23 protein-coding genes are annotated in these 23,025 nt (G+C 41.0%); 6 read left to right on the top strand and 17 right to left on the bottom strand.

Annotated elements, in window-relative coordinates:
- Positions 1-2 precede the first annotated feature (2 nt).
- Positions 3-974 (top strand): MBL fold metallo-hydrolase, encoded by a 972-nt coding sequence (locus AC1M89_RS12515; protein WP_481614271.1) that lies wholly within the window; start codon positions 3-5, stop codon positions 972-974.
- 75 nt (positions 975-1,049) lie between these two features.
- Positions 1,050-1,406 carry a hypothetical protein gene (locus AC1M89_RS12510; protein WP_035267298.1) on the top strand — a complete coding sequence of 119 codons (357 nt, stop codon included), beginning with the start codon at positions 1,050-1,052 and terminating at the stop codon, positions 1,404-1,406.
- A 61-nt stretch (positions 1,407-1,467) separates the two neighbouring features.
- Here the strand turns inward: AC1M89_RS12510 and AC1M89_RS12505 are convergent, their stop codons facing one another.
- The 3 genes from AC1M89_RS12505 to AC1M89_RS12495 form a co-directional block, all read right to left on the bottom strand.
- Positions 1,468-2,586: a DUF6670 family protein gene (locus AC1M89_RS12505; RefSeq protein ID WP_481596335.1), complete on the bottom strand. Its 1,119-nt coding sequence runs from the start codon at positions 2,584-2,586 to the stop codon at positions 1,468-1,470.
- A gap of 133 nt (positions 2,587-2,719) precedes the next feature.
- Positions 2,720-3,343 (bottom strand): LysE family translocator, encoded by a 624-nt coding sequence (locus AC1M89_RS12500; RefSeq protein WP_481596336.1) that lies wholly within the window; start codon positions 3,341-3,343, stop codon positions 2,720-2,722.
- 187 nt (positions 3,344-3,530) lie between these two features.
- Complete coding sequence (locus AC1M89_RS12495; protein ID WP_481596337.1) at positions 3,531-3,725, bottom strand: NF038215 family lipoprotein; 195 nt, start codon at positions 3,723-3,725, stop codon at positions 3,531-3,533.
- 145 nt (positions 3,726-3,870) lie between these two features.
- Between AC1M89_RS12495 and AC1M89_RS12490 the strand changes: the two genes are divergently transcribed.
- On the top strand, positions 3,871-4,731 hold the full coding sequence (locus AC1M89_RS12490; RefSeq protein ID WP_481596338.1) for a 1-aminocyclopropane-1-carboxylate deaminase/D-cysteine desulfhydrase: 861 nt from the start codon (positions 3,871-3,873) through the stop codon (positions 4,729-4,731).
- A gap of 102 nt (positions 4,732-4,833) precedes the next feature.
- Positions 4,834-6,033 (top strand): BaiN/RdsA family NAD(P)/FAD-dependent oxidoreductase, encoded by a 1,200-nt coding sequence (locus AC1M89_RS12485; protein ID WP_481614270.1) that lies wholly within the window; start codon positions 4,834-4,836, stop codon positions 6,031-6,033.
- Between the two features lie 120 nt (positions 6,034-6,153).
- Here the strand turns inward: AC1M89_RS12485 and AC1M89_RS12480 are convergent, their stop codons facing one another.
- The 3 genes from AC1M89_RS12480 to AC1M89_RS12470 form a co-directional block, all read right to left on the bottom strand.
- Positions 6,154-6,363: a hypothetical protein gene (locus AC1M89_RS12480; RefSeq protein WP_092766956.1), complete on the bottom strand. Its 210-nt coding sequence runs from the start codon at positions 6,361-6,363 to the stop codon at positions 6,154-6,156.
- Positions 6,364-6,429: 66 nt separating this feature from the next.
- The gene (locus AC1M89_RS12475) at positions 6,430-8,109 is read right to left on the bottom strand and encodes a mechanosensitive ion channel (RefSeq protein ID WP_481608993.1); all 1,680 of its coding nucleotides are present in this window, start codon (positions 8,107-8,109) and stop codon (positions 6,430-6,432) included.
- A gap of 201 nt (positions 8,110-8,310) precedes the next feature.
- Positions 8,311-8,562, bottom strand: a complete 252-nt coding sequence (locus tag AC1M89_RS12470) for a hypothetical protein (protein ID WP_481596341.1) — start codon at positions 8,560-8,562, stop codon at positions 8,311-8,313.
- 158 nt (positions 8,563-8,720) lie between these two features.
- Here AC1M89_RS12470 and AC1M89_RS12465 point away from each other — a divergent pair, with 158 nt between their 5' ends.
- Positions 8,721-9,143, top strand: coding sequence for a hypothetical protein (locus AC1M89_RS12465; protein WP_481591597.1), 423 nt, complete (start codon positions 8,721-8,723; stop codon positions 9,141-9,143).
- Between the two features lie 100 nt (positions 9,144-9,243).
- Here the strand turns inward: AC1M89_RS12465 and AC1M89_RS12460 are convergent, their stop codons facing one another.
- On the bottom strand, positions 9,244-10,005 hold the full coding sequence (locus AC1M89_RS12460; protein ID WP_481614269.1) for a ferredoxin--NADP reductase: 762 nt from the start codon (positions 10,003-10,005) through the stop codon (positions 9,244-9,246).
- 84 nt (positions 10,006-10,089) lie between these two features.
- Between AC1M89_RS12460 and gigC the strand changes: the two genes are divergently transcribed.
- Positions 10,090-10,968, top strand: a complete 879-nt coding sequence (gene gigC / locus AC1M89_RS12455; RefSeq protein ID WP_180028048.1) for a LysR family transcriptional regulator GigC — start codon at positions 10,090-10,092, stop codon at positions 10,966-10,968.
- A 28-nt stretch (positions 10,969-10,996) separates the two neighbouring features.
- On the opposite strand, the gene AC1M89_RS12450 is transcribed toward gigC, so the two are convergent.
- The 10 genes from AC1M89_RS12450 to nuoG all read right to left on the bottom strand — a co-directional run bounded on the left by AC1M89_RS12450 (position 10,997) and on the right by nuoG (position 23,024).
- The gene (locus AC1M89_RS12450; RefSeq protein WP_481591595.1) at positions 10,997-11,986 is read right to left on the bottom strand and encodes a hypothetical protein; all 990 of its coding nucleotides are present in this window, start codon (positions 11,984-11,986) and stop codon (positions 10,997-10,999) included.
- A gap of 117 nt (positions 11,987-12,103) precedes the next feature.
- Positions 12,104-12,739: a uracil phosphoribosyltransferase gene (gene upp, locus AC1M89_RS12445; protein WP_035267277.1), complete on the bottom strand. Its 636-nt coding sequence runs from the start codon at positions 12,737-12,739 to the stop codon at positions 12,104-12,106.
- Positions 12,740-12,871: 132 nt separating this feature from the next.
- Positions 12,872-14,428, bottom strand: coding sequence for an NADH-quinone oxidoreductase subunit NuoN (nuoN, locus tag AC1M89_RS12440; protein WP_481589068.1), 1,557 nt, complete (start codon positions 14,426-14,428; stop codon positions 12,872-12,874).
- Between the two features lie 3 nt (positions 14,429-14,431).
- Positions 14,432-16,051, bottom strand: coding sequence for an NADH-quinone oxidoreductase subunit M (gene nuoM, locus AC1M89_RS12435; RefSeq protein WP_092766950.1), 1,620 nt, complete (start codon positions 16,049-16,051; stop codon positions 14,432-14,434).
- A gap of 1 nt (position 16,052) precedes the next feature.
- On the bottom strand, positions 16,053-17,948 hold the full coding sequence (nuoL, locus tag AC1M89_RS12430; RefSeq protein ID WP_092766949.1) for an NADH-quinone oxidoreductase subunit L: 1,896 nt from the start codon (positions 17,946-17,948) through the stop codon (positions 16,053-16,055).
- Complete coding sequence (gene nuoK, locus AC1M89_RS12425; protein ID WP_004695395.1) at positions 17,945-18,253, bottom strand: NADH-quinone oxidoreductase subunit NuoK; 309 nt, start codon at positions 18,251-18,253, stop codon at positions 17,945-17,947. Before nuoK ends, nuoL begins: the two co-directional genes overlap by 4 nt.
- On the bottom strand, positions 18,253-18,771 hold the full coding sequence (gene nuoJ, locus AC1M89_RS12420; RefSeq protein ID WP_481609039.1) for an NADH-quinone oxidoreductase subunit J: 519 nt from the start codon (positions 18,769-18,771) through the stop codon (positions 18,253-18,255). The genes nuoK and nuoJ overlap by 1 nt, the downstream gene beginning before the upstream one ends.
- Complete coding sequence (gene nuoI, locus AC1M89_RS12415) at positions 18,771-19,313, bottom strand: NADH-quinone oxidoreductase subunit NuoI (protein WP_035267267.1); 543 nt, start codon at positions 19,311-19,313, stop codon at positions 18,771-18,773. Before nuoI ends, nuoJ begins: the two co-directional genes overlap by 1 nt.
- An 18-nt stretch (positions 19,314-19,331) precedes the next feature.
- Positions 19,332-20,342, bottom strand: a complete 1,011-nt coding sequence (nuoH, locus tag AC1M89_RS12410; protein ID WP_035267266.1) for an NADH-quinone oxidoreductase subunit NuoH — start codon at positions 20,340-20,342, stop codon at positions 19,332-19,334.
- Between the two features lie 3 nt (positions 20,343-20,345).
- Positions 20,346-23,024: an NADH-quinone oxidoreductase subunit NuoG gene (gene nuoG, locus AC1M89_RS12405; protein WP_035267264.1), complete on the bottom strand. Its 2,679-nt coding sequence runs from the start codon at positions 23,022-23,024 to the stop codon at positions 20,346-20,348.
- Between the last annotated feature and the right edge of the window lies 1 nt (position 23,025).

Genomic DNA, 23,025 nt, shown 5'->3' with positions numbered 1-23,025 from the left:
TTATGAAACTATTCAGAACTTTATCCTTTACTTTAAGTCTAAGCACCACAGCCATCGCCACCCAAGCAGTTGAATCGCCCCCCATCCCAGCGCAAAAACAAGTCGCTGGCTACTACCATCACCAAATCGGCAACACCCAAATCACCGCCCTACTCGATGGTACAAACTATCTCAATCCATCTATGTTTAAAGGCTTAAGCGACTTTGATAAAACTGAAATCCTAAAGAAATACGCTGCGGTGAACGACAAAGGCATACAAACCTCAGTCAACGCCTTTCTCATCAATACAGGCAACCAACTACTCATGGTCGACAGCGGAGCTGCTAGCTGCTTTGGCGCACATTTAGGTTCAATCTATAACAACCTCAAAGCATCGGGCTATCAGCCTACGCAAGTGAATGGTATCTTCCTCACTCACTTACACCCTGACCATGTTTGCGGTATTTCAAACAATGGCGTAGCGAATTATCCAAACGCCACCCTGCATATTGCCAAAACTGAATACGATTACTGGATGAGTCTAAATACGGTTAAAAAACTACCAAAAGAGAAACAAGCTGGTTTCCTAGGTACAGTAGAAAAGATTAAAGCTGCTCTTGCACCGTATGAAAAAGCCCAAAAAATTAAAGTTTTTTCTGACAAATCTTTAGCTTTTGGTAATGTGCAATTTAAACCATCTTTTGGTCACACCCCAGGACATTACAGCTTTAAACTCAAAACTCCTGAGCAAGACGTGGTATTTATTGGTGATATTGTGCATTCTCATACTTTGCAGTTCGACAAACCCGAAACTGCTATCGAATTCGATATTGATCCAAAAGCAGCCGTAGAAACACGCTTAAAACACTTTGCTGAATATGCTAAAGACGGACAGCTGATTGCGGCACCGCATTTACCATTCCCGGGGCTTGGGCACATTTATTCCAAAGATGGACAAAGCTACCAATGGATACCGGTTCACTTTAAAGATTAAACTAAGGTCACGTAATGGTTGAAATTTCAAGTATTTTTATTTAAAGTTCCCTCGCTTAAAAACGGGGGTAAACTAATGAAAAAATTATTAATTTCAATTATCGCAGCAACTTCAGTATTGGCGACAGGCTGTTCAGTTCGTATGGCTGATATGACAGTTGCTTCAACTAAAAACTACAATCTTAACTCAAATCAGTTTGTGAAAGGTGAACGTGTAACAGGTGAAGATAAGGTCCCAGTTGTCTTGTTCCCTTTAGGGGTTCCAAACTTTAAAACTGCTGTAGATCGTGCTATTGAAAAAAACCGTTGCGCTGTGGCTCTTTCTGATGTGGTGATCACTCAATTGAATCAAGCATTCATTGTTGGTCAAATTGGTTATCGTGTAGAAGGTACACAAGTAATTGACCGTTCACAGCCTGAATGTAAGAAATAAGATTTTAAAAAGCCTCTAATACGTTTAGAGGCTTTTTTTAAGGGCGTATTTAAATCAAAAATTAGGTGTCTAAATTTACGTTCTGTCTTCGGTCGATATATTCAACATAACCTCGCCCCTTACGTTCAGTTCCATTCAGCAAACCACTCCACTGATAAGAACTCACATAACCTGCGGCTAAACCATAACAATATTCCGTATCTGCCACCGCAAGAATATCTAACACTTTCTCACCTTGATGATGTGCAATCCATCTAAAAGACTGAGGCACCTCCATTTCAAAACCGTCAGGTGTTATTTTCGGATCAGGCTTTAATGCAATCACTTGAAAAGCAACCTCACCATCATATTGGATAGAGGTACCATCAATATGGCGATAAGACACGGCAGTATAAGTAGGTTCACCTGCAAAACCGATATAGGCCAAGACCAATTGTGACTCATCATCTATGTTGATGACTTGATAACTAAAACTGTCTAACGGCACCAATCCTGTGGTCGGTTTAATGGGACTCGGCAACATTGAGCTTGAGACTGCTTTCCAATGTTCCAGTGTACATAGTCCTTTAACTTCAACACGTTTTCCATGTTGGGTCAAATGACCGTCATATTGCATCAATACACTAAAGTGCTGATATAACATGCTATGTGCAAACCACGTAATGGCAGGCGTTGGGGTTAACCAAAGATCAACTTGCAGATCATCACGTTCAGATACTAGATGATAACTCCCTTCAATTTCAGCAAGGAAAGATTCTCGACCAAACTCAACCTTAAATGGCTTTTGATGGAATACAATTTCGTCTTGAATATTATAAATGCGAAAGGCTTCTTCATCTGTCGATAAGGCTGTTCCATGGACCAAAGTAGCGGTATTTTCAGGACTCAGACCCGATATCGACTTGGGTAAATGCGTTATCTTTGCACCGACATCACCAATGACAGAAGCATAGGACAGATATCGAAAAGGCTCAGGCAAATCTGGAATCATAATTCCATAATGCGTACTCGCGAATTGACGATGAAAAACATGCGCGTCTAAATTATATTCGCGTGGTAACAGTGCTTGTTCTTCTGGCTCTACTGCACCCAAAAGGTTTTTGGCCATTTGACCCAATTGATAGTAGAACTTTTGTTGTAGACTTTTATTTTTTGAATGACTACTGAGGAGAGAATACATAACAAACTCACAAACAATGAGAGATGTTTACACCCTAAACAACCTCTCCTCAGTTCTTTATAGCTGATCAGGACTGGCAAATGTGAATTCAGGTCAGATCATAAAAATTGTTAGACAATATTAAAAATGTGATCTACCTCACACCAAAAATCAACTTCAATCCGAGTACAGACATCACAATGCCCGCACCACGATCAAATACTTTCTTAAATTTTAAATACACCGCACGTGGCTTTTCTGCTGATAAAGCAACCGCCACCAACGAGCACCAACCAGCATCGATAAAAAAGCACAGCATTGGTAACACAAAGTAAAAATACAACGGAATCTCTTTGGGTAATAAAGCTGTGAAAATACTGGCAAGTACAATGGCAATTTTAGGATTCGACAATTGAGTAATTAAGCCTGTGGTAAATGCACGTCGTAAACTCATCGGATGCGATGCAGAATGATCAGCTTCGATTGGATCTTTGGCATGTTTAATGATTTTATAAGCCAAAAACAATAAATATAATCCACCGCAGATTTTCAAAGCCAAATATGCTGAAGGCACTGCAAGTAAGAATGCCTGTAAACCTAATACTGCCAATAAACCAAAAATTGCAGCACCGAGACCAGTTCCCAGTGCAGTAAATAAACCATGTTTACGCGAAATAGCGATTGAATTTTTAGCGACATAGATTGAAGTCGGCCCCGGACTCATTGCGCCCAGTAAAAGTGCTGCTGCAATCGAACCTAAAATCCAAATTGATTCCACATTAATTCCATAGTAGATGATTGATTTATCGCGTTATTCTACTTGGAAGCCTTATGAATATTTCCCTAATTATTTGAGTGATTTTTTTAAATATTAAAATTATTCACTATTTATTTCATTATTTTTAGCGAATTAGTTTACTGTATAAATTAAATACAATTGATTTTATAAAAATAGCCAAGTCATGCTAATCATCATCTGACAGTGCTTCATTATATGCAGTTTCGTGCGGAGACAGACGATAGTCCCATTCTTGTACAGGTACGCCAGCAATAATCATACTTCGTGCTTCAGTTTTTGGTTTGTTTAGAAAATCCTGCTCACAGCCTAAGGCCGTTAAAACAAACAAACCCAATAATAAAATGGATAGAGATTGCTTCATGCCACCCTCCCAAAATTCCGTTTTCTTTCAGATTAGCACTTCTGATTATTTTTTAAACATATTTTTTTCACTGTTTTTCAATTTCTCCGAGTAAGAGCTAAGATTCGAAATCCGCTATACTGTTAAAAAACCAAATGCTCGCACTATGTTTGATACGATTGCCCAACAGGTTCAAGATCAGGAAATTTCTTTAAATGGTTTAAACATCACAGTTCGCCGTTTAGACCAAATTCATCCACATATCTCTGGAAATAAGTTTTATAAACTGAAATACAATTTTATTGAGGCAAAACGTCAAGGCTTTCAAAATGTAATGACCTTTGGTGGGGCTTATTCAAATCATATTGCCGCCACAGCGTTTGCTGCGCATCAATTTGGCTTTCAGTCTATTGGGATCATTCGTGGTGAAGAACTCAAAAACTCAGCCCGCAATCACACCCTAGCCACCGCAGAACGTTTTGGTATGGCGCTGCATTTTATCTCACGAGAAGCATATCGACACAAAAATGATCCTGAGTTTTTAGCTCACTTAGCGCAACGCTTTCCTGAAAGTTATTTAATTCCAGAAGGTGGCACCAACTCGCTTGCCATTCAGGGCACTCAACAAATTTTAAAAGATGCTGATCAGACCTTTGACTTCATTTGTTGTGCTGTCGGAACAGGCGGTACGATTTCAGGATTGATTGAGCGCAGTTTAAACCGTCAAAGAATTATTGGATTTTCTGCATTAAAAGGCAATTTTCTGAATGATGAAGTAAAACTACTGACGGGTAAAAACAACTGGCATATCACTGATGATTATTGCTTCGGAGGCTATGCCAAAACTCGACCTGAACTGATTCAATTTATTGAAAAGTTTGAATATGAATACCGTATTCCACTTGAACAAGTCTATACAGGAAAAATGATGTTTGGCATTCATGATCTTATACAACAAAACTATTTCCCCAAAAACGCTAAAGTTTTAGTCATTCATTCGGGCGGGCTTCAAGGTCGAACGATTTAGTTGATCTTGCTTCTGCTTCTGTTCGCTTGAATTAATCCGATAATGCTCAGTTCATCTTAATTTACCGTTATAATTGCGCTGTTTCGTTTTTTGATTATTTTCATGTCTTCCAAGCAATACGATGTTTTAGTAATAGGTGCGGGTGCATCTGGTTTAATGACCGCATATATGGCTGCTCAACGTGGGCGTCGTGTCGTGGTGGTTGAAAAAGCCAATAAAGTAGGGAAAAAAATTCTCATGTCAGGTGGCGGTAAATGTAACTTTACCAATCTGTATGTTGAGCCTGACAACTATATTTCACATAACCCGCATTTTGTTATCTCAGCACTCACTCGTTATACCAATTGGGATTTCATTGGCTTGGTCTGCGAATATGGCATTGAATACGAAGAACGTAAACACGGTCAGCTCTTTACCCTCAACGGCGCGAAAGAAATCTTAGCCATGTTACTTGCTGAATGTGACAAAACTGGTCTAGTCGACATCAAAACCAGTTGCGAGGTGAAAGCCGTCAATGCCCTTGAGGAGCACGGTTTTCAAGTAGCAACCAATTTAGGTTATTTTGAAGTTGAATCTGTCGTGGTCGCATCTGGTGGTCTCTCAATTCCGACGCTTGGAGGCTCAGGCATTGGCTATGAGATTGCTAAACAATTTGGACACTATGTTTATCCGACTCGTGCAGGTCTAGTCCCCTTTACTTTTTCTGATGGTTTCAAAGAAGTGACGACACGACTCAGTGGCAATGCTGTTGAAGCGACATTAAGCAATCATCTCAATAGCTTTACTGAAGCACTCTTGTTTACGCACCGTGGTTTAAGTGGTCCAAGTTCTTTACAGCTCTCAAACTATTGGGATGTGGGTCAAAGTTTTAAAGTCGACTTTTTACCGAGTCTTGATCTCTTGGATTTTTTTAAAACTAGAAAACAAAATCAACCTAAAGTGTTACTCCGCACCTTACTCGCTGAACACTTACCCAAGAGTGTCGTAGTTGAATTGCAACAGTTGATTTGGAGGGATCAAGCTGAAATATCAATCGGTAATATCAGTGATGAGAAGTTAGAGATGATTGCCCAGCGCCTTCATGCATTTGAAGTTAAACCTTCTGGGACTGAAGGATACCGTACGGCTGAGGTGACTTTAGGTGGAGTTGATACCACTGAAGTTTCCTCAAAAACAATGGAAAGTAAAAAGCAAAAAGGACTTTTCTTCGTCGGTGAAATACTCGATGTAACTGGCCATTTAGGTGGATTTAACTTTCAATGGGCTTGGTCATCTGCACATGCCGCATCTGAGTATGTCTAATTAACAACGAGTATTGTTCATTTTTTCATTAAAGGGGGCATCCTTTGCCCTCTTTGAATATCGTCCCTATTGATCAATCGAATGCTTCATTATTGATTTATCTTTTCTAAAGGAAGAAATTTATGAGGGTCTTTGGGCGTTGGTATCAGTTGAATCAAGCATTTGTGTGGTTGGATCTGTTACTGCATCATCAATAGATGGTGTATTGAGTCTGTTGTTTTCAGTAGCTTTTGAATTTGCAAAAACAAAGCGGTAAGCGCTTGCTAAAAAACCCACGGTGATACCCGCAATCACTATTGGGGCGAATAATTTATTAAATTTCTTACTCATAATTTTTACTCTTTTTCATGAGGATCAGCCAAACCATGCTGACTGATCCCGACACAAATTTACATGTTATTTAGGGTCATTTTTTGATGGTGTATTTTGATCCGACTCTCCTGTAGATCCATAAGGATTATTCAATGGTTGAGTTGGTGCCTCTACATCAATTTGCGTGGGTGGAATGTCTTCGTCTTGATATTCTTCCGCAACAGTTGAAGCATCCATTTGCTCAGTAAGTGGTGGAGTGACTTGTTCAGGCTGATTTGGTCTTGGCTTATTCGCGTCAGATTTCGCTTTATCGATTAAGTCAGTCAACAATCGCTCTGCAGGTTGGCGACCACCTAGACCAAAAGCAAGCGCAAAAGCGACAGCAACCGCTCCAAGTGTTAATCCAAAGGCTAAGTTTACGATTGAGTCAGCGATTCCCATTGCACGCAAGCCCATTGCCACGACTAAACCAATGATCAGTACTCGGACAAGATTCGCTAACCAATGTGCGCTATTGGTCTCACCACGCTTCACCACATTGGCAACAAGATTTGCTAACCAGAAACCAATGACGAGGATAACTGCACCTAAAAGTACATTCGCTCCGAAATAAATGAACATCGCAATCAAATCACTAATTTGATCGAAGCCCAAACGATTCGCAGCTTCAGACACCGCAAAGAGCATGGTGAAGAATACAATCAAATGACCGACAACTTTTGATATTTTGGTTTGACCCAAAAAGCGTTGCATATCGAGCTTTTGAGGAATGTTATCAATACCTGTCCCAGCGATTACTTCAACCACAAGATTAGATACGAAACGTGAGACCACATAAGCAATGATCAGGATTAAACCTGCTGCGATGATATGCGGAATTGCATTCATAATTTCATACAACATTGCTGTTGCTGGTTGTGAAATCGCGTCTACACCCAAAGCCTCAAACGCAATAATCAGTGAAGTAATGATTACTAAGGCAAATACAAATGATCCTAATAGCTTAGGCAGATTGGAATTTTTAAAAATTCCGATTTTTTCAGCTTGCTGTTGAACATTCAAACTTGAAAGTAGTCCTTCGACAATACCGCGTACAATTTTTGCCAAAATGTAACCAACAAATAAAATCACACCTGCCATAAAGATATTCGGCAAGTATGCAACGGCTTCAGTCACCATATTCTGAACTGGATATAACAAACCATTTAAGCCCAAAATAGACAGCACGATCGGTAAGAACAGCAATAAAATGAGCCAGTAAACAATTTCACTGATATTTTGGCTAAATGAGCTCACACCAACGTCTTGACTGAGCTTTTCATCCAATTGTGTACGACTGAGTAGTCGAGTTAATCCAACTTTGACCAAATTTGCTACGATCCACCCAATAAAACCAACTGCTACTGCAGCCAATAATTGTGGGATAAATAGTAAGAATTGTTGAACCATATTACTAAACGGACCACTCACACTGGTCAGGTTTAAAACGTTGAGTGAACCGATAACAGCAATAATGAGGATCAGCCAGAAAACGACTCTGGAGATGATATTTTCTATATTTGAGCGATGTCCTGTCGCGTTACTCAATTTTTGATTGGTATTTAATTTTGCAAGTACCTTCTTAACCCCTGCGGCAACGATTAAAGCGATGATCCATCCTATGAGTAAAATGGCCACTGCAGCAATAATTGGTTGGAATTGCTCCCAATAATACATTGCATCAAAGCCCCCATTTCGAGTGAAGCCGTTATATTCATCATTCATTGGTTACGCCTCTTCTTATGTTAAGTGTTCTGAATTACGATTGATTTAATTCTTTTCCCTAGATCATTTTTCGATCGCGTCATCACACCATAAATTTCGAATATTTTTTAATCAACTCAAAGCATCATAAATACAACACATTGTTGCAAATCAAGAAAAAACCCAGCCTAAGCTGGGTTTAAACATGAAAAGTGTAGTGGTTTATTGATCGTTTGCGACCGCAGTAACGGTATTATCCACTGCTGAATCTGTTGCCGTTGCTGTATCTGCATTATCTTGAGTTGCAGGAATACTCGTATCAGCAGGAATTTGACCTGGTGTTGGTTCACGATCAGCGAGCATATAGAAAATGAAGGCTGCTAAAAAAATACCAACGATAATCAGAATATACACTGGGATCTTACTTTTCTTCTTTTGATCATTATGGGTCGGATGATTGGATTGATCTACCATGATGCCCCTCTTATGTATTTTGATGATTTTTTATACTAGCAATCTATCATGTTGTTTTGTGTGAAAAAACATTATCAATTCGTACTGATCAAAGCACATGAGCTGTGATGCAAAATAGAGTATAATATGCACCCTCCTCATTTTTATTGTCGATCTGTATGACCTATCGCCGACAAAGTGTCTCTTTAGATTTAGACACAGATGTCACTCATGCCTGTTCTTTGCATCATACCCGTGATGGGCATTTGATTGGAATTATTGAGTTTACGAAACCAAGCTATGTGCTGAAGTGGGGTGACTTAGAGTATTTCCGCCGTCGCACTGAAGAGTTTTCGGTGATGCCCTTTCCTGAATGTGTCAACGGCATGATCATCGACATTCGTAACATCGCTTGCTTCTTAGATAATGAAGTACCCATTATTCCTTGGCGTTTACTCGAAGAAGAATGCCCAATTCGTTTAGTGGTTCCACACGATCGTTTGGAGCATTATGCAGGTTTATTTGAACCGACTTGGCTCACGAGTGATGTAGATACTGCGATTCAAGAGATTCGTGAATTTATGGATATGTTTGTCCATTAAGTATGTCGCATAGTATTCCTATGTAATTTAGAAAAAAAACCTCCGAGATGGAGGTTTTTTGCCATAATTCCCTCACCCAAAGAGAGAGGGTGATTAGGACTTACCAATAGTTCTCTACTGCAATATTTCCTTCACCACGGCGATTCATGGTCAGGCCACGGGCTTTCAGTGCCTCTTTTGTATCTTCAACCATTTGGGGATTCCCACACAGCATGATATGTGACGTTTGCGGATTAAAATCGAGACCAACGGTTTTCTCTAACGCTCTATTTTCGATCAATACTGGCAATCGATCATGCAATGGTGCATTTGGATCACGTGTAATAATTGGCACAAATTTAAATCCTGTATGACCTTCACCAAAGGTATCCGCGACTTCCTGAATTCGGTCTACGTAAGCCAATTCACTTGCTGTTCTCACACTGTAAACCAAATGAATATTTTTATATTTTTGCCATACTTCAAAGTCTTGCAACATACAAATAAATGGTGCGAGCCCCGTGCCTGTCGCCAATAACCACAGGTCATTTGGCATAGGTAACTGGTAACGTGCTAACGTCAAAAATCCATAAGGAATCTTTTCCAAATAAAGTTCATCACCAACTTTGAGATGTTGTAAATTTGATGTAAAAGCACCATCTGGTACAACAATTGAAAAGAATTCTAAGGTTTCATCAAAAGGCGATGAAACGACAGAATACGCACGTACCACCAAATCATCGCCAACTTTCAAACCAATACGCGCGAACTGCCCTGCGGTAAATTTAAAATGTGCGGGACGCGTCATGGTAAAGCTAAATAAAGTGTTGGTCCAACGATGTACAGAAAGGACTTTTTCTACGCTAAATTTTTCAATTGACATAATTTCTACGTGGCATGACAGACTGCGCTCATGGTAGCATGACAATATAATTTATTAATATTTTTTCACATTAAGGCTTCATTCATGCGCATGACATTACGCCAACTGGCTGTTTTCGTAGCTGTCGCTCAAGAGGGTACGGTAACTAAAGCAAGTGATGCTGTACGACTCACACAAAGTGCTGCAAGTATGGCGTTAGCAGATCTTGAAGATGGTCTCGGTGCACCATTATTTGATCGCTTAGGAAAACGATTACAACTGAATGACTTGGGTCGTTTTTTACTTCCACAGGCGCTTGAAATTTTAGGTCGATGTGAATCATTTGAACAAGCGGCAAAAGGCGAGCTTCAAAGTATTGATCTCCGTATTGGGGCGACTTTGACCATTAGTGATTATTTGATGCCTGATTTAATGGCTGATTTTCTTCAATTACAACCACAAGCACATTTGCAACTTCAAGTGGGCAATACGCGTCAAATGATTGAAGCTGTTAATCAATTCCAACTTGATTTAGCCCTTATTGAAGGTTCATGTCACTTACCTCAATTACAATCGATCCACTGGCGTGATGATGAGCTTGCTGTGTGTTGCTCACCAGACCATCCTTTGGCGAAATTAGACCGCCCTCTGACCATTGAAGACTTTAAACAGGCTGAATGGATTTTACGTGAAGAAGGTTCAGGGACTCGTGAAGTCTTTGACAACGCAATCCTGCAAGACTTACCGAATGCCAATATTCGTTTAACTTTGGGTCATAATGAAGCTATTTTGAAAATTGTTGCTGGTGGTTTAGGCATGTCATGTATTTCAAAATTAGCCATTGAACCATTAAGAGAAAAAGAGCAACTGGTGATTTTAGAAACGCCGTTCTGGCAACTCACACGTCCTTTATTTATGTTAGTACACCGTCAAAAATATCAGGGACCTGGTTTAAAAGCCTTTATGAAATTCTGTGATGCTTAATAAAACAAGCTCCTCATTGGAGCTTTTTTTATTTCTCAGCTTCTTTCTTTTGTTCTTTGATAATGTGTTCTTGTTCTACCGCATAAATTTTTGCTTTTGCGTCTTGCTCTTCTCTGTATTGCTCATATTTTTGAAATCCCCAAACACCCAGATTAATGAACACTAAAATAGGGACAATACTTGCAAATATCCATGGATTAAATTGCTTGTTTGGATCTTTTATCTTCTTGGCTTTTTTCTTTGATTTTTTATCAGCTCCGAATTCATCAACACGCGAACTCGTAATGAATTTTTGCGCATTAAATTTTAATTGAAAATGCGTTTTAACATCAGGGAGTTCTTTACGTACAACTTTTGGTGGGCGCCCTTTTGCATGGGTTGGCTCGGGTAGATGATCATCTACGTTCTCTTCAGGCGCACTCTCATTCAAAGGTTGAACTTTCGTAAGTGGTACGACAGCTGACTCATCTAAGACTGGCACACGGCGACTTGGCTTTGATTCGAGCATTTCTTTAATTTGCTCTTCCTCAAGAGGTTCACCTAAGGAAATTTTAGATACTGGATCTGAAACTTGATCTGCATGATGTTCAGCACCAGAACCATCCAACACGATTGATTCTTTACTCAGTGTATTAAAATTTAGTTCAAAATCTTGGATTTGTGTTTGTGAGTCAAGCGTACTTTCCTGATCTGCAAGACGCTTTTCGATCAGCTCATCTAGCTCTTGTTCAAACTTCTTAGACTCACCTTCTAAATCTTCGTGCGCACGATAAAAAAGTTGATTCAAGGGTTGTTCGACGCGTGCATGTTTATTGTCTAACCGCACGATAAATTTTGCATGACGTTGGTCGTCTTTATCGACCACGATACATTTCACACGCTCACCAATTTGAGGCGCGATACTGGAATTTGCCATGTCATTCAATACGAAATGTACATCAAAATCATGATCATTGATTTTGATAATTCCTGCTTTCAATGCAGGGTCGTACGAATGTAAAACACCCCTGTAAAACATGTTATTTCCCCAGCATAAAAAAGATTGATTCTTAGTAATTAGTTTTTTAAATTTATCGTTGAATCAAAATCTTAATAAAAAAGGAGGCCTTAGCCTCCTCTATAATTTAATCAAATTTTAATCTTTTTGTACAGAACCAAAAATTTTATCGCCAGCATCCCCAAGACCCGGAACGATATAACCATTCTCGTTTAAACCGTTGTCTACAGCTGCGGTAAAAATGACAACATCAGGATGTGCTTCTTCCACACGTTTAATGCCTTCTGGTGCTGCAACCAAAACCATCACTCGGATATCTTTACAACCACTCGCTTTAAGGACATCAATAGCAGCAACCAATGATGATCCAGTCGCAAGCATTGGATCAATAATCATCGCTATACGGTTTTGTACGTCAGGTACCAATTTCTTATAGTATGTACGTGCTTCTAATGTTTCCTCATCACGCTCTAAACCAAGAACAGAAACTTTTGCACTTGGAATAAGATTTAAGAAACCATCAAGCATACCAATGCCAGCACGTAAAATTGGTACAACAGTAATTTTTTTACCTGCAATACGCTGTGTTGTCACCGGGCCATTCCAGCCATTAATTTCGTGATCTACAACAGGTAAATCTTTGGTTGCTTCGTAAGTCAGTAACATTGTGACTTCTTGCGCTAACTCACGGAAGTTCTTCGTGCTGATATCTGCACGGCGTAATAAACCTAATTTATGACGAATGAGCGGATGACGAATTTCTTGGATTGGCACGGGAGAACACCTGAAGCATAAATGTAAATTCTGTCTATTATAAATGTTTTTAATATAAGAAATAAGAAAAGCCCTCAATGAATGAGGGCTTTTTTTGTTAACAACAATAGTTTTTTTAGATTAATCGATCAACTATTGAAGAACGATATGTAATGGCGCGATCAATTGTGCTTGATTTGCCATCGCAATGACTGGATCTGGATATACACCGATTACAAGCACTGCAAGCGCAGCAAGCAATACCATAATACCACCCACTTTTTGACCCCAATGTTTATCAGCATCAATACGTGGAGTGTCTGGTGGCGTCATATACATGACGATCATGACACGTAGGTAATAGTATAGACCAATACCAGAACCCACAATGATCATCGCAGCGAAGAACCAATGTGCTTCAGACACAACTGTCATGATCAGCATGAATTTACCGATGAAGCCTGCAGTTAACGGAATACCTGCAAGAGATAGCATCATCACAGTCAGTGTTGCCGTCAATACTGGACGACGCCAGAATAGACCACGGTAGTCTGCAAGTGATTCTGCTTCGTCATTGTTGTTGTATGGGCTAGACATCAACGCTACAGCACCAAACGCACCAATCGTCGTTAATACATACGTTAATACATATAAACTTACTGACGTTAAGCTTAAGAAAGATGTCGTAACAACAGCAAGGAATAAGTAACCAAAATGCGCAATTGACGAGTATGCCAAAATACGTTTTAAGTTCACTTGTTTCACTGCAAGCATGTTACCAATCAAGATTGATAACACTGCAATGACGATCAAAATCGTTTTGATCGATTCGATACCAATTACACCTGAAGACAGTAAGTAACGTACGAATAAACCAATCATTGCAACTTTAGCTACAGTAGCAAGGAATGTTGCAATTGGTGCTGGAGCACCTGCATACACATCTGGCGTCCATTTATGGAATGGCGCTAAAGACAATTTAAATGCAACAGCTGCGATGATTAAACCAAGACCTAAGATTCCAAATACAGTGGTAAGTTTCTCACCAAATTGAGGAATATAAGATTGCAGCGCCATCATCAATTGAGGATCTTGAGACTTAGTTAACGCCCAGAACATATCATCCACTTGACCCGCAAATGATAATGAACCTAGAACTGAGTAAACATAAGCCATACCCATCAACAACATTGCAGAAGCAGTTGCTGAAAGTACAAGATATTTAATACCCGCTTCGAGTGACTTACCGCGCTGGTAGGTATAAGCAATCAGACCGTACACTGGAATCGACATTAACTCTAAGCTAATGAAGAATGATGCAAAGTGTGAACTTGTTACCATTAACATTGCCCCTGAAACAGAGATCAACATTAATAGATAAAGTTCTTCACGATTATCTTTATAGGTTTCGATATATGCATGTGACAGTGTGCAACAAGCCAATGCAGCAATCAAAATAATCACTTGATAGAACAGACCAAAAGCATCAACCATAAATAGGTTCATGACATTTGGTGAGATCTGAGAACCTGTAAACAACGTGAATAGAATATTCAACAATGCAAGGTTAAGACCGATAACAGATACTGTCGCAATCAAATTATGATTACGTTTGATTGCAGTCAAAATCATTACGATGATTGCTGTTAAAGCAACAATCATCACAGGAGCTAATGGCATTAGCTCAGAAAATGATAGTGTGAAGTTCATGACTTATTGCATCTCCACATTTTCGAGTTGAGTTGTGGCTTGTTCAACCACTTCAACTACTTCTTGTACTGGAATGTAGCTATTCGCAATCCAAGCCAAACTTGATTCTGAAATATCAAGGAAGCTTTGTGGATACAAACCAAGCCATAACAGACCGAACGCACAAATTAACAAAATACCAAGCTCACGCGCATTAAGATCTTTTAATGGGTTCGCATAGTGTTGTTTTTGCTCTTCGTTTGGCACACCAAATAACGCTTTATGAATCAGGATTAAACCATATAGACCCGCAAATACTAAGCTGATCGCAGCAATAATCGTGAATGTAGGGAATTGAGCAAATGCACCCATCAAGATGAGGAACTCACCAATGAAGTTACCTAAGCCAGGGATACCTACAAGCGCAGCAATAAAGAACATCAAGAAGAATGGTAAATACTGGAATTGACCACGAATACCACCCATCAAGCGTAAATCACGTGTGTGAAGACGCTCATACACTTGACCACACATAATGAATAATGCTGCTGACGATAAACCGTGAGCCAACATCATGACCATCAGACCTTGGAAGGTCAGGATGTTACCTGCGTAGATTGCAAGTAAAACAAAGCCCATGTGTGAAATCGACGTATACGCCAACAAACGTTTCATATCGGTTTGCTGGAAAGCACACCAAGCACCGTAGAAGATACCAATTAAACCGAAAATGATTGCTACATCAGCAAACTGCGCTGAAGCTACTGGGAAGAATGGAATGACGAAACGAAGTAAACCGTAAGCCGCTGTCTTAATTAAGATACCCGCAAGGTCTACAGAACCTGCTGTAGGTGCTTGTGCGTGCGCGTCTGGTAACCAACCATGCAAGGGGAAAACAGGAAGTTTGACTGCAAAACCAATAAACAAACAAATCATAAATGCAAAGGCAATTGATGACGTTTGTGGGTTAGCATCCAATGTATTCGCAACAGCGAGTAAATGGTTATAACTGAAGCTGATTGTATCTGTCATCATGAAACCGTAGATCACAAGACCTAAGATACCAATCAACATGATCAGACCAGCCACCTGCGTGTAAATAAAGAATTTAGTCGCAGCGTAAACACGAGATTTACCAGAAGCACCTTTGTGGCCCCAGAGTGCAATCAAGAAGTAGATTGGAACGAGCATCATCTCCCAGAAGAAGAAGAACAAGAACAAATCAACAGCCAAGAATACACCGATCACGCCACCTAAAGACCATAAAAGGTTTAAGTGGAAGAAACCAACGTTCTTCTGAATTTCACCCCAAGAACAGCCAACCGCCAATACACCTAGTAAAGCAGTTAAACCGACCATGAGAAGTGAAAGACCATCCACCGCTAAGTGGATGTTAATGCCAAGGGTTTGAATCCAAGGTACATAGAACTCTGCAGACCAAGTCGGTACAGTTTCACCAATTTGGTAGCTGTAGGTACCTGATTGCCATAAAGCAACGGTCATGCCCAAAGTAATGAGCATACCCACAAGTGCAATATAACGTGGTAGGTGTTGATCTAATTTATCAACGACCCAACAAATAAAACCAGCAATGAACGGAATGAGGATCAGCGCGGGTAAATACCAGTTATTGATGTTTTCCATCTTATTTCCCCACGATCTGAGTCACGATCAGAATCATGATAATCACCACGATACCGAACGCCATGCTCGATGCGTACTCACGCAAAGAACCTGTTTGACGTGAACTAGTGAAGCTATGACCACCTTTAACAATCGCTGGCAATACAAGCCATACGCCATCAATCGGGTCACGACCAATCATTTTTGCAATAAATAAGTAAGGTTTTACAAACACGAGGTCATATAACGCATCGAAACCAAGCGCATTACGACAGATATTTGCAAGTCCAGCACCCAATGAAGTGCGAGCAAAACCTTGAACTGCTTTATAAGCAAAAGCAAATAAGACAACACCAACCGCTAAACCAGCAAGTGCGATTGCAATAGCGACATATTCTGCACCATGCGCACCAGCTTCTAGCGCTTCAGGAATAACAAATGCAGGGATTTGTGCTGCATCAAGAATACTCATGACTGGCGCTTTAAGTACGATTGCCAAACCTGTAGAAAGGACAGCGAGAATCGCTAAAGGAGCCCAGTAAGTTGCACCTTTGATTTCGTGATAAGGCGTTTTCTCTTCGCCAAAGAACACAATCCAAATTAAACGGAAAGTATAGATTGATGTTAAGAATGCACCAGCAACACCGACCCAATACAATGTATTGAATACAGGTAAGCCTGCGATATGGCTTTGTGTCCACACAGCCGCCAAGATTGCGTCTTTTGAGAAGAAACCAATCGTTAAGAATGGAATCGCTGCTAAGGCACCGCCACCGATCGCGAAACAAGCAAATAAGAATTTATTACGCTTGAACAAACCACCCATTTTGAAAATGTTTTGTTCGTGATGGTATGCAAGAATCACCGCACCCGATGACAAGAACAACAACGCTTTGAAAAATGCGTGAGTCAACATGTGGAACAAGCCTGCTTGGTATGCTTCAGCACCTACAGCCATAAACATATAACCGAGCTGACTCATTGTAGAGTAAGCAAGAATACGTTTGATGTCTGTTTGAACCAGTGCAGCAAAACCTGCAACTAATAATGTTACCGCACCTGTGATTGAGATAAACACCATGACTTCTGGTGCCATTTCAAATACAGAGAACATACGGCAGCATAGGTAAACACCTGCTGTTACCATTGTTGCAGCATGGATTAATGCAGATACTGGTGTAGGACCCGCCATCGCGTCTGCTAACCATGTTTGTAATGGGATTTGCGCAGATTTACCTGCAGCACCCAAGAACAACATTAATGCAGTCCAAATGGTTAACGATGAGCTTTGTGTCATTACCACAGGCGCAGCAGCAACGATTTCAGCAATATTCAATGTTCCAAATTGTTGGAAAATTAAGAACAATGCGATGAGTAAAAAAACGTCACCTATACGTGTCACGGTGAATGCTTTAATTGCAGCAGCACCATTTGCTGGATTTTGGTAGTAATAACCAATCAGCAAGTATGAGCACAGACCAACACCTTCCCAACCTAAGAATAACAACGCAAGGTTATCACCCAACACAAGCAATAACATGCTTGCTACGAATAAGTTGAAGTAAGAAAAGAAACGTGCAAAATCTTCTTCACCACGCATATACCATGATGCAAAGATATGAATTAAGAAACCCACACCCGTAATCATGCCAAGCATAAGTAAAGATAAACCATCTAAGTGCAAGCTAATGCCTGGTTCAAAACCACCCACACTGAACCAAGTCCAAAGGTGAGTCACTTGAGATGTTTCACCGCTGTTGATGAAATTCATACCAGCCAATAATGCACATAGTGCAGAAAGACCAACTGAACCCACACCAATAATGGCAGCTACAATTTCAGGAAGCTTATTACGCCCTGCCGCTAAAAGGATAAAACCAATGAGCGGAAATAATATGGTTAATGCTAATAAACTCATCCGCGCATCTCACTAGCAGCATCTACATCCAAATGATGGAAGCGATGATAGAACTGAAGGACGATCGCAAGCCCGATACACGCCTCTGCCGCAGCAAGCGTTAAGATCAAGATAAACATGATCTGACCATCTGGTTGCACCCATGCACTACCAGCGAGGACGAATGCAAGCGCTGCTGCATTCATCATGATCTCAAGGCTCATTAACATAAATAGAAGGTTGCGTCGCACCATTACACCGTAGAAACCGAGTGCAAAAAGAATGGTTGCAACAATCAAACCATGCTCTAAAGGGATATTACCCATTATTCTTTTTCCTCTTCTGCACTTGGTTCACGTTTGCCTAAGTGGAATGCAGCGACTAACGCAGCAAGCAATAACATTGCGGCAACTTCAACCAATAATAAATATTGTGTAAAGAGTGCTTGACCAACTTCTTTAGGGCCTACAACTTCTGTACCCATTAAAGGACCAGAAATGCTGTGCTCTGAAGTCATTGTCCAAACTAAAACCAGACCCATTAAAAAGCTCATCAATGCAGGGTAAGCCCAAGCATCAGATGTTAACCATTTACGTTCTTGATCAACAGTTTGAGAACCAAGGTTCAACATCATCACAACGAAGACGAAAAGAACCATAATTGCACCAGCGTAAACAATAATCTCAAGTGCACCTGCAAATGGTGCACCAACGATCATGAACATACCAGCAACTGCAAGTAACGAAACGATTAAGCTTAAAAGTGCGTGTACTGGATTCGCATTAGTCACAACACGAACCGTAGAAACGATGGCCACAAGTGCCATCAAATAAAATGGCCACATCATGGTAATAAGCTCCGTACATCGACAGGTGCGCTTTCACGCTGAGCCTGACCTTTGTCTTTACCAGCTACAGCCATACCAGTTACACGGTAGAAGTTATAGTCTGGATATTTACCAGGACCAGAAATGAGCAAGTTTTCTTTCTCATAAACTAAGTCTTGACGAACGTATTCACTGAGTTCGAAATCAGGTGTCATCTGAATAGCAGTTGTAGGACATGCTTCTTCACACATACCGCAGAAAATACAACGAGAGAAGTTGATACGGAAAAATTCCGGATACCAACGACCATCTTCTTTTTCAGCTTTCTGTAATGAAATACAGCCAACAGGGCAAGCTACAGCACACAAGTTACAAGCTACACAACGCTCTTCACCATCTGGGTCACGTGTCAATACGATACGGCCACGGAATCGTGGTGGAACGATTTCTTCAGCTTTAACTTCAGGGTATAAAATAGTGTCACGTTTACGTGTTGCGTGGCTAAATACCATCCACAACGAACGTACAATTGACCCAAACCCAGCTAGAATTTTATACATAATGTTCTCCCTGCTGTCCTAGGCCTGATTCATCAGAATCACAGCACCAGTCACCAACAAGTTGACCAACGCTAAAGGCAAACAAATCTTCCAACCAAAGTTCATCACTTGGTCATAACGTGGACGCATTAATGAACCACGTGCCAAGACAAACATCATCACAAAGAATGCTGTTTTAATCATGAACCAAAATGCTGGAGGTAGGAAATCTAGACCAAATGGTGCTAACCAACCACCGAAGAATAAGGTTACGATCAAAGCTGAGATCAGGACAACGTTGACGTATTCCGCAACGAAGAACATCCCCCATTTCATACCACCATATTCGACATGGTAACCTTCCGCCAATTCTTGTTCCGCTTCTGGTTGGTCAAATGGGTGACGATGCGTTACCGCAACACCTGCAACCACGAAGATGAGGAAACCTAAGAATTGTGGAATGACAAACCATACATCTTTTTGAGCTTCTACGATTTCACGCATGTTGAATGAGCCTGCAATTGCAACCACACCCATCAAGGAAATACCTAAAAAGACCTCATAAGAGATCGTTTGAGCTGCTGAACGAAGACCACCGAGTAATGCATATTTATTGTTTGATGACCAACCACCAAATAAAACTGCATACACTGCAATACCCGCCATTGCCATAAAGAACAATAGACCGATACTCATGTCTGCAACACCTAAATAAGGTGATACAGGGATAACCATGAACGATAACACCGCAGTTGCCATTGCAACTGCTGGAGCTAAACGGAAAGTCAATTTATCTGCAAACTTTGGTGTCCAGTCTTCTTTGAACATGATTTTCAGCATGTCGGCAACAATCTGGAACATCCCCCCAGGACCTACACGGTTTGGACCGTAACGGTCTTGCCATAAGCCAAGTAAACGACGCTCAATGAAAGACATCAACGCAGCAATCAAAACTACAACGAGCAAGATCACAATCGCTTGAACTACAGAGTAGGCAATTGGCCAGTTCTCAGCCCAAAGCGGCGTTTGACGGATTAATTCTTGTTCCATGAATTATGCTCCTACCGCGACTGATACAGGCTCAGCTAACGATACCGTTGGCGCGAGACCAATTGGGTAACCAATATAACCTGTAGGTAAATATTCAATGACTTGAACAGGAAGAACGATCGAAGCCTCACCTGCTTTCACAGTAATGTTTTGGCCGTCTTTCACATTCAAGCGCGCTGCATCTTGCTCACCCACTGCAAATACCGCTTCTGGAATACGAGACTCCATTGCAGGTGTTTTCACTGTGAATTCACCAGAACCAAAAATATGATGCATTGGAACAAGGCGGAAACTCTCAGCATTTACAAGAACTGGTGCTGGTGCAACGTATGTGCGTGCTGGTAATTTCGCAAGGCGATCAAATAAACGAATACCTGAATCACCACCTTTTAAAGAACCGCCCACTGATTCTTGGAACTTATTCCAAGCTTGTGGCGAGTTCCAACCTGCTGACCATGCAAATGGAACTAACGCTGACGGCGTTTGGTTCCCGACATAACCTTCCATAGAGAATGTTAATGCAGAGTCTTGATCAGTTGGTTGTTTAGGCTCATGGACAGATAACGGCGCACGAAGTGAAGTACGACCAGAGTAACGACGTGGTTCACGTGCCACTTTAAGACCATGGACACGGAATCCTGCATCTGGTGCTACATCTTGAATCGCTTCAAGCGCAGGTACATTCTTGGCAACTGATTCGATGACATCATCAAGCACAGTCCAAGAAATTGCTTTGCCTTTCACGCCAGTTTCAATGGCATGTAACCAACGCCAAGATTCTTTGATCGCAAGTTCTGGTTTGTAGTAACTTGGGTCATATACTTGATAGAAACGTTGTGCACGGCCTTCTTGAGATACCACAGTACCGTCACCTTCAGCAAAGCTCGCTGCAGAAAGAACGATATTCGCTCTTTTCACCGTTTCAGTTTCTGAATGGTCAAGCACGATCACGTCTTTACCAGACAAAGCAGCATCTACTTGCACTGCAGGTAAACGACGATAAAGGTCGTTTTCTACAATCACGACAGTGTCATAGTCTTGTGCAAATGCTTGCTCAAGGCTGTTACCGCCAAAGATTGCTAAGCCCATTGAGTTCACTTCAGGAACAGTCAAAGTTAGACCCGCATTACCCAGATTCTGTGCAACTTGTGCAGCAGCTTCCATAATTGCAGCTTCTTGCAAGCTTGTACCAGAGATAATCAATGGTTTTTTTGCAGCTTTTAAAGTGTCAGCAATGGTTTGAGCAAATGCTTTTGCATCTTCTTCTAAACCGGTAATACTTTCACCTTTAACCGCCGCAGCAACAGCAAAACCTAAACGTGCGATATCATTTGGAGAAGCAACGACTTCACCAGTAGCTACGTCAGATAAACGTGTTTGAGTCGCAGCCAAGATATAAATTGGTGATTTTTCGTCTTGAGCAATACGTTGTACTGGCTCAGCCAACCATTCTTGTGTACGGCGTTCTGCAGCCATTTCTTTGGCTTTGTTTTTCGCAGCTTGACGTACAGACAATGCCATACGTGGTGCAGTTTGAGTTAAATCTTCACCGAGAATTAAGACAGCATCGTAACTTTCAATTTCACGCATACCTGGGTTATATACACCCTCGGTTTGCATAATTGATGCAGCAAGTTCAACCAAGTTTTGCTCTTTTTGAGACATACCTGTTGAATAGTTTGCTTGTCCAACCAATTCACGAAGCGCAAAGTTAGACTCAAGAGATGCACGTGGAGAACCAATACCCAATACTTTTTTGCCTTGGATTTTCTCAATCACGGTGTCTAACGCTGTATCAACTGAAACAGTCTCTACATTGCTACCTGAACGGAATTGCGGTTGACGTGGACGGTCTTCACGGTTCACATAACCCGTACCGAAACGGCCTTTATCGCACAGGAAGTATTGGTTGACTTCACCGTTAAAACGGTTTTCTACACGGCGTAATTCACCATAACGCTCACCCGGAGAGATGTTACAACCTGAAGAACAGCCTTGGCAGACGCTTGGCGCATACTGCATGTCCCATTTACGGTTATAACGTGCAGAGTGTGTTTTGTCTGTGAATACGCCCGTCGGACATACTTCAGTTAAGTTACCCGAGAACTCAGATTCTAAAGTACCTGATTCTGGACGACCAAAATAAACACGTGAAGCGTTTGCATACACACCGAAGTCTGTGCCACCTGCGTAGTCTTTATAGTAACGAACACAACGGTAACATGCGATACAACGGTTCATCTCGTGCGCAATAAACGAACCAAGTTCTTGGTTGTAATGCGTACGTTTCGTGAAACGGTAACGACGACGGTCATGTTGTGTCATCACAGTCATATCTTGAAGGTGACAATGACCACCTTCCTCACAGACTGGACAGTCATGTGGGTGGTTCGTCATCAAGAATTCAACAATAGATGCACGGAAATCTTTTGCTTCTTTGTCTTCAATCGAGATGTAGGTATTGTCAGCTGCAGGTGTCATACATGACATAACTAAACGACCGCGAGTATCTTCTGGATTCGCGTATTGAGTTACAGCACATTGACGGCAAGAACCGACAGAACCTAAGGATGGATGCCAACAAAAGTACGGGATATCAATACCCAAAGACAAGCATGCTTGTAGCAAGTTCTCTGAGCCATTGACTTCATACGATTTGCCATCGACATGAATTGTAGCCATA

Source organism: Acinetobacter sp. ANC_7635 (genome assembly GCF_056779945.1).
This window is presented reverse-complemented; position numbering and strand designations above follow the sequence as displayed.

Excerpts from the sequence above, each read along its gene's own strand:
- AC1M89_RS12480 (WP_092766956.1), bottom strand. The coding sequence starts at position 6,363 with ATGAGTAAGAAATTTAATAAATTATTCGCCCCAATAGTGATTGCGGGT.
- AC1M89_RS12505 (WP_481596335.1), bottom strand. The coding sequence starts at position 2,586 with ATGTATTCTCTCCTCAGTAGTCATTCAAAAAATAAAAGTCTACAACAA.
- AC1M89_RS12465 (WP_481591597.1), top strand. The coding sequence starts at position 8,721 with ATGACCTATCGCCGACAAAGTGTCTCTTTAGATTTAGACACAGATGTC.
- AC1M89_RS12515 (WP_481614271.1), top strand. The coding sequence starts at position 3 with ATGAAACTATTCAGAACTTTATCCTTTACTTTAAGTCTAAGCACCACA.
- AC1M89_RS12490 (WP_481596338.1), top strand. The coding sequence starts at position 3,871 with ATGTTTGATACGATTGCCCAACAGGTTCAAGATCAGGAAATTTCTTTA.
- AC1M89_RS12460 (WP_481614269.1), bottom strand. The coding sequence starts at position 10,005 with ATGTCAATTGAAAAATTTAGCGTAGAAAAAGTCCTTTCTGTACATCGT.
- AC1M89_RS12450 (WP_481591595.1), bottom strand. The coding sequence starts at position 11,986 with ATGTTTTACAGGGGTGTTTTACATTCGTACGACCCTGCATTGAAAGCA.
- nuoM (WP_092766950.1), bottom strand. The coding sequence starts at position 16,051 with ATGGAAAACATCAATAACTGGTATTTACCCGCGCTGATCCTCATTCCG.
- nuoN (WP_481589068.1), bottom strand. The coding sequence starts at position 14,428 with ATGAACTTCACACTATCATTTTCTGAGCTAATGCCATTAGCTCCTGTG.
- AC1M89_RS12495 (WP_481596337.1), bottom strand. The coding sequence starts at position 3,725 with ATGAAGCAATCTCTATCCATTTTATTATTGGGTTTGTTTGTTTTAACG.
- gigC (WP_180028048.1), top strand. The coding sequence starts at position 10,090 with ATGCGCATGACATTACGCCAACTGGCTGTTTTCGTAGCTGTCGCTCAA.
- nuoK (WP_004695395.1), bottom strand. The coding sequence starts at position 18,253 with ATGGGTAATATCCCTTTAGAGCATGGTTTGATTGTTGCAACCATTCTT.
- AC1M89_RS12470 (WP_481596341.1), bottom strand. The coding sequence starts at position 8,562 with ATGGTAGATCAATCCAATCATCCGACCCATAATGATCAAAAGAAGAAA.
- nuoL (WP_092766949.1), bottom strand. The coding sequence starts at position 17,948 with ATGAGTTTATTAGCATTAACCATATTATTTCCGCTCATTGGTTTTATC.
- AC1M89_RS12510 (WP_035267298.1), top strand. The coding sequence starts at position 1,050 with ATGAAAAAATTATTAATTTCAATTATCGCAGCAACTTCAGTATTGGCG.
- nuoI (WP_035267267.1), bottom strand. The coding sequence starts at position 19,313 with ATGTATAAAATTCTAGCTGGGTTTGGGTCAATTGTACGTTCGTTGTGG.
- nuoJ (WP_481609039.1), bottom strand. The coding sequence starts at position 18,771 with ATGTGGCCATTTTATTTGATGGCACTTGTGGCCATCGTTTCTACGGTT.
- AC1M89_RS12475 (WP_481608993.1), bottom strand. The coding sequence starts at position 8,109 with ATGAATGATGAATATAACGGCTTCACTCGAAATGGGGGCTTTGATGCA.
- AC1M89_RS12485 (WP_481614270.1), top strand. The coding sequence starts at position 4,834 with ATGTCTTCCAAGCAATACGATGTTTTAGTAATAGGTGCGGGTGCATCT.
- nuoG (WP_035267264.1), bottom strand. The coding sequence starts at position 23,024 with ATGGCTACAATTCATGTCGATGGCAAATCGTATGAAGTCAATGGCTCA.
- nuoH (WP_035267266.1), bottom strand. The coding sequence starts at position 20,342 with ATGGAACAAGAATTAATCCGTCAAACGCCGCTTTGGGCTGAGAACTGG.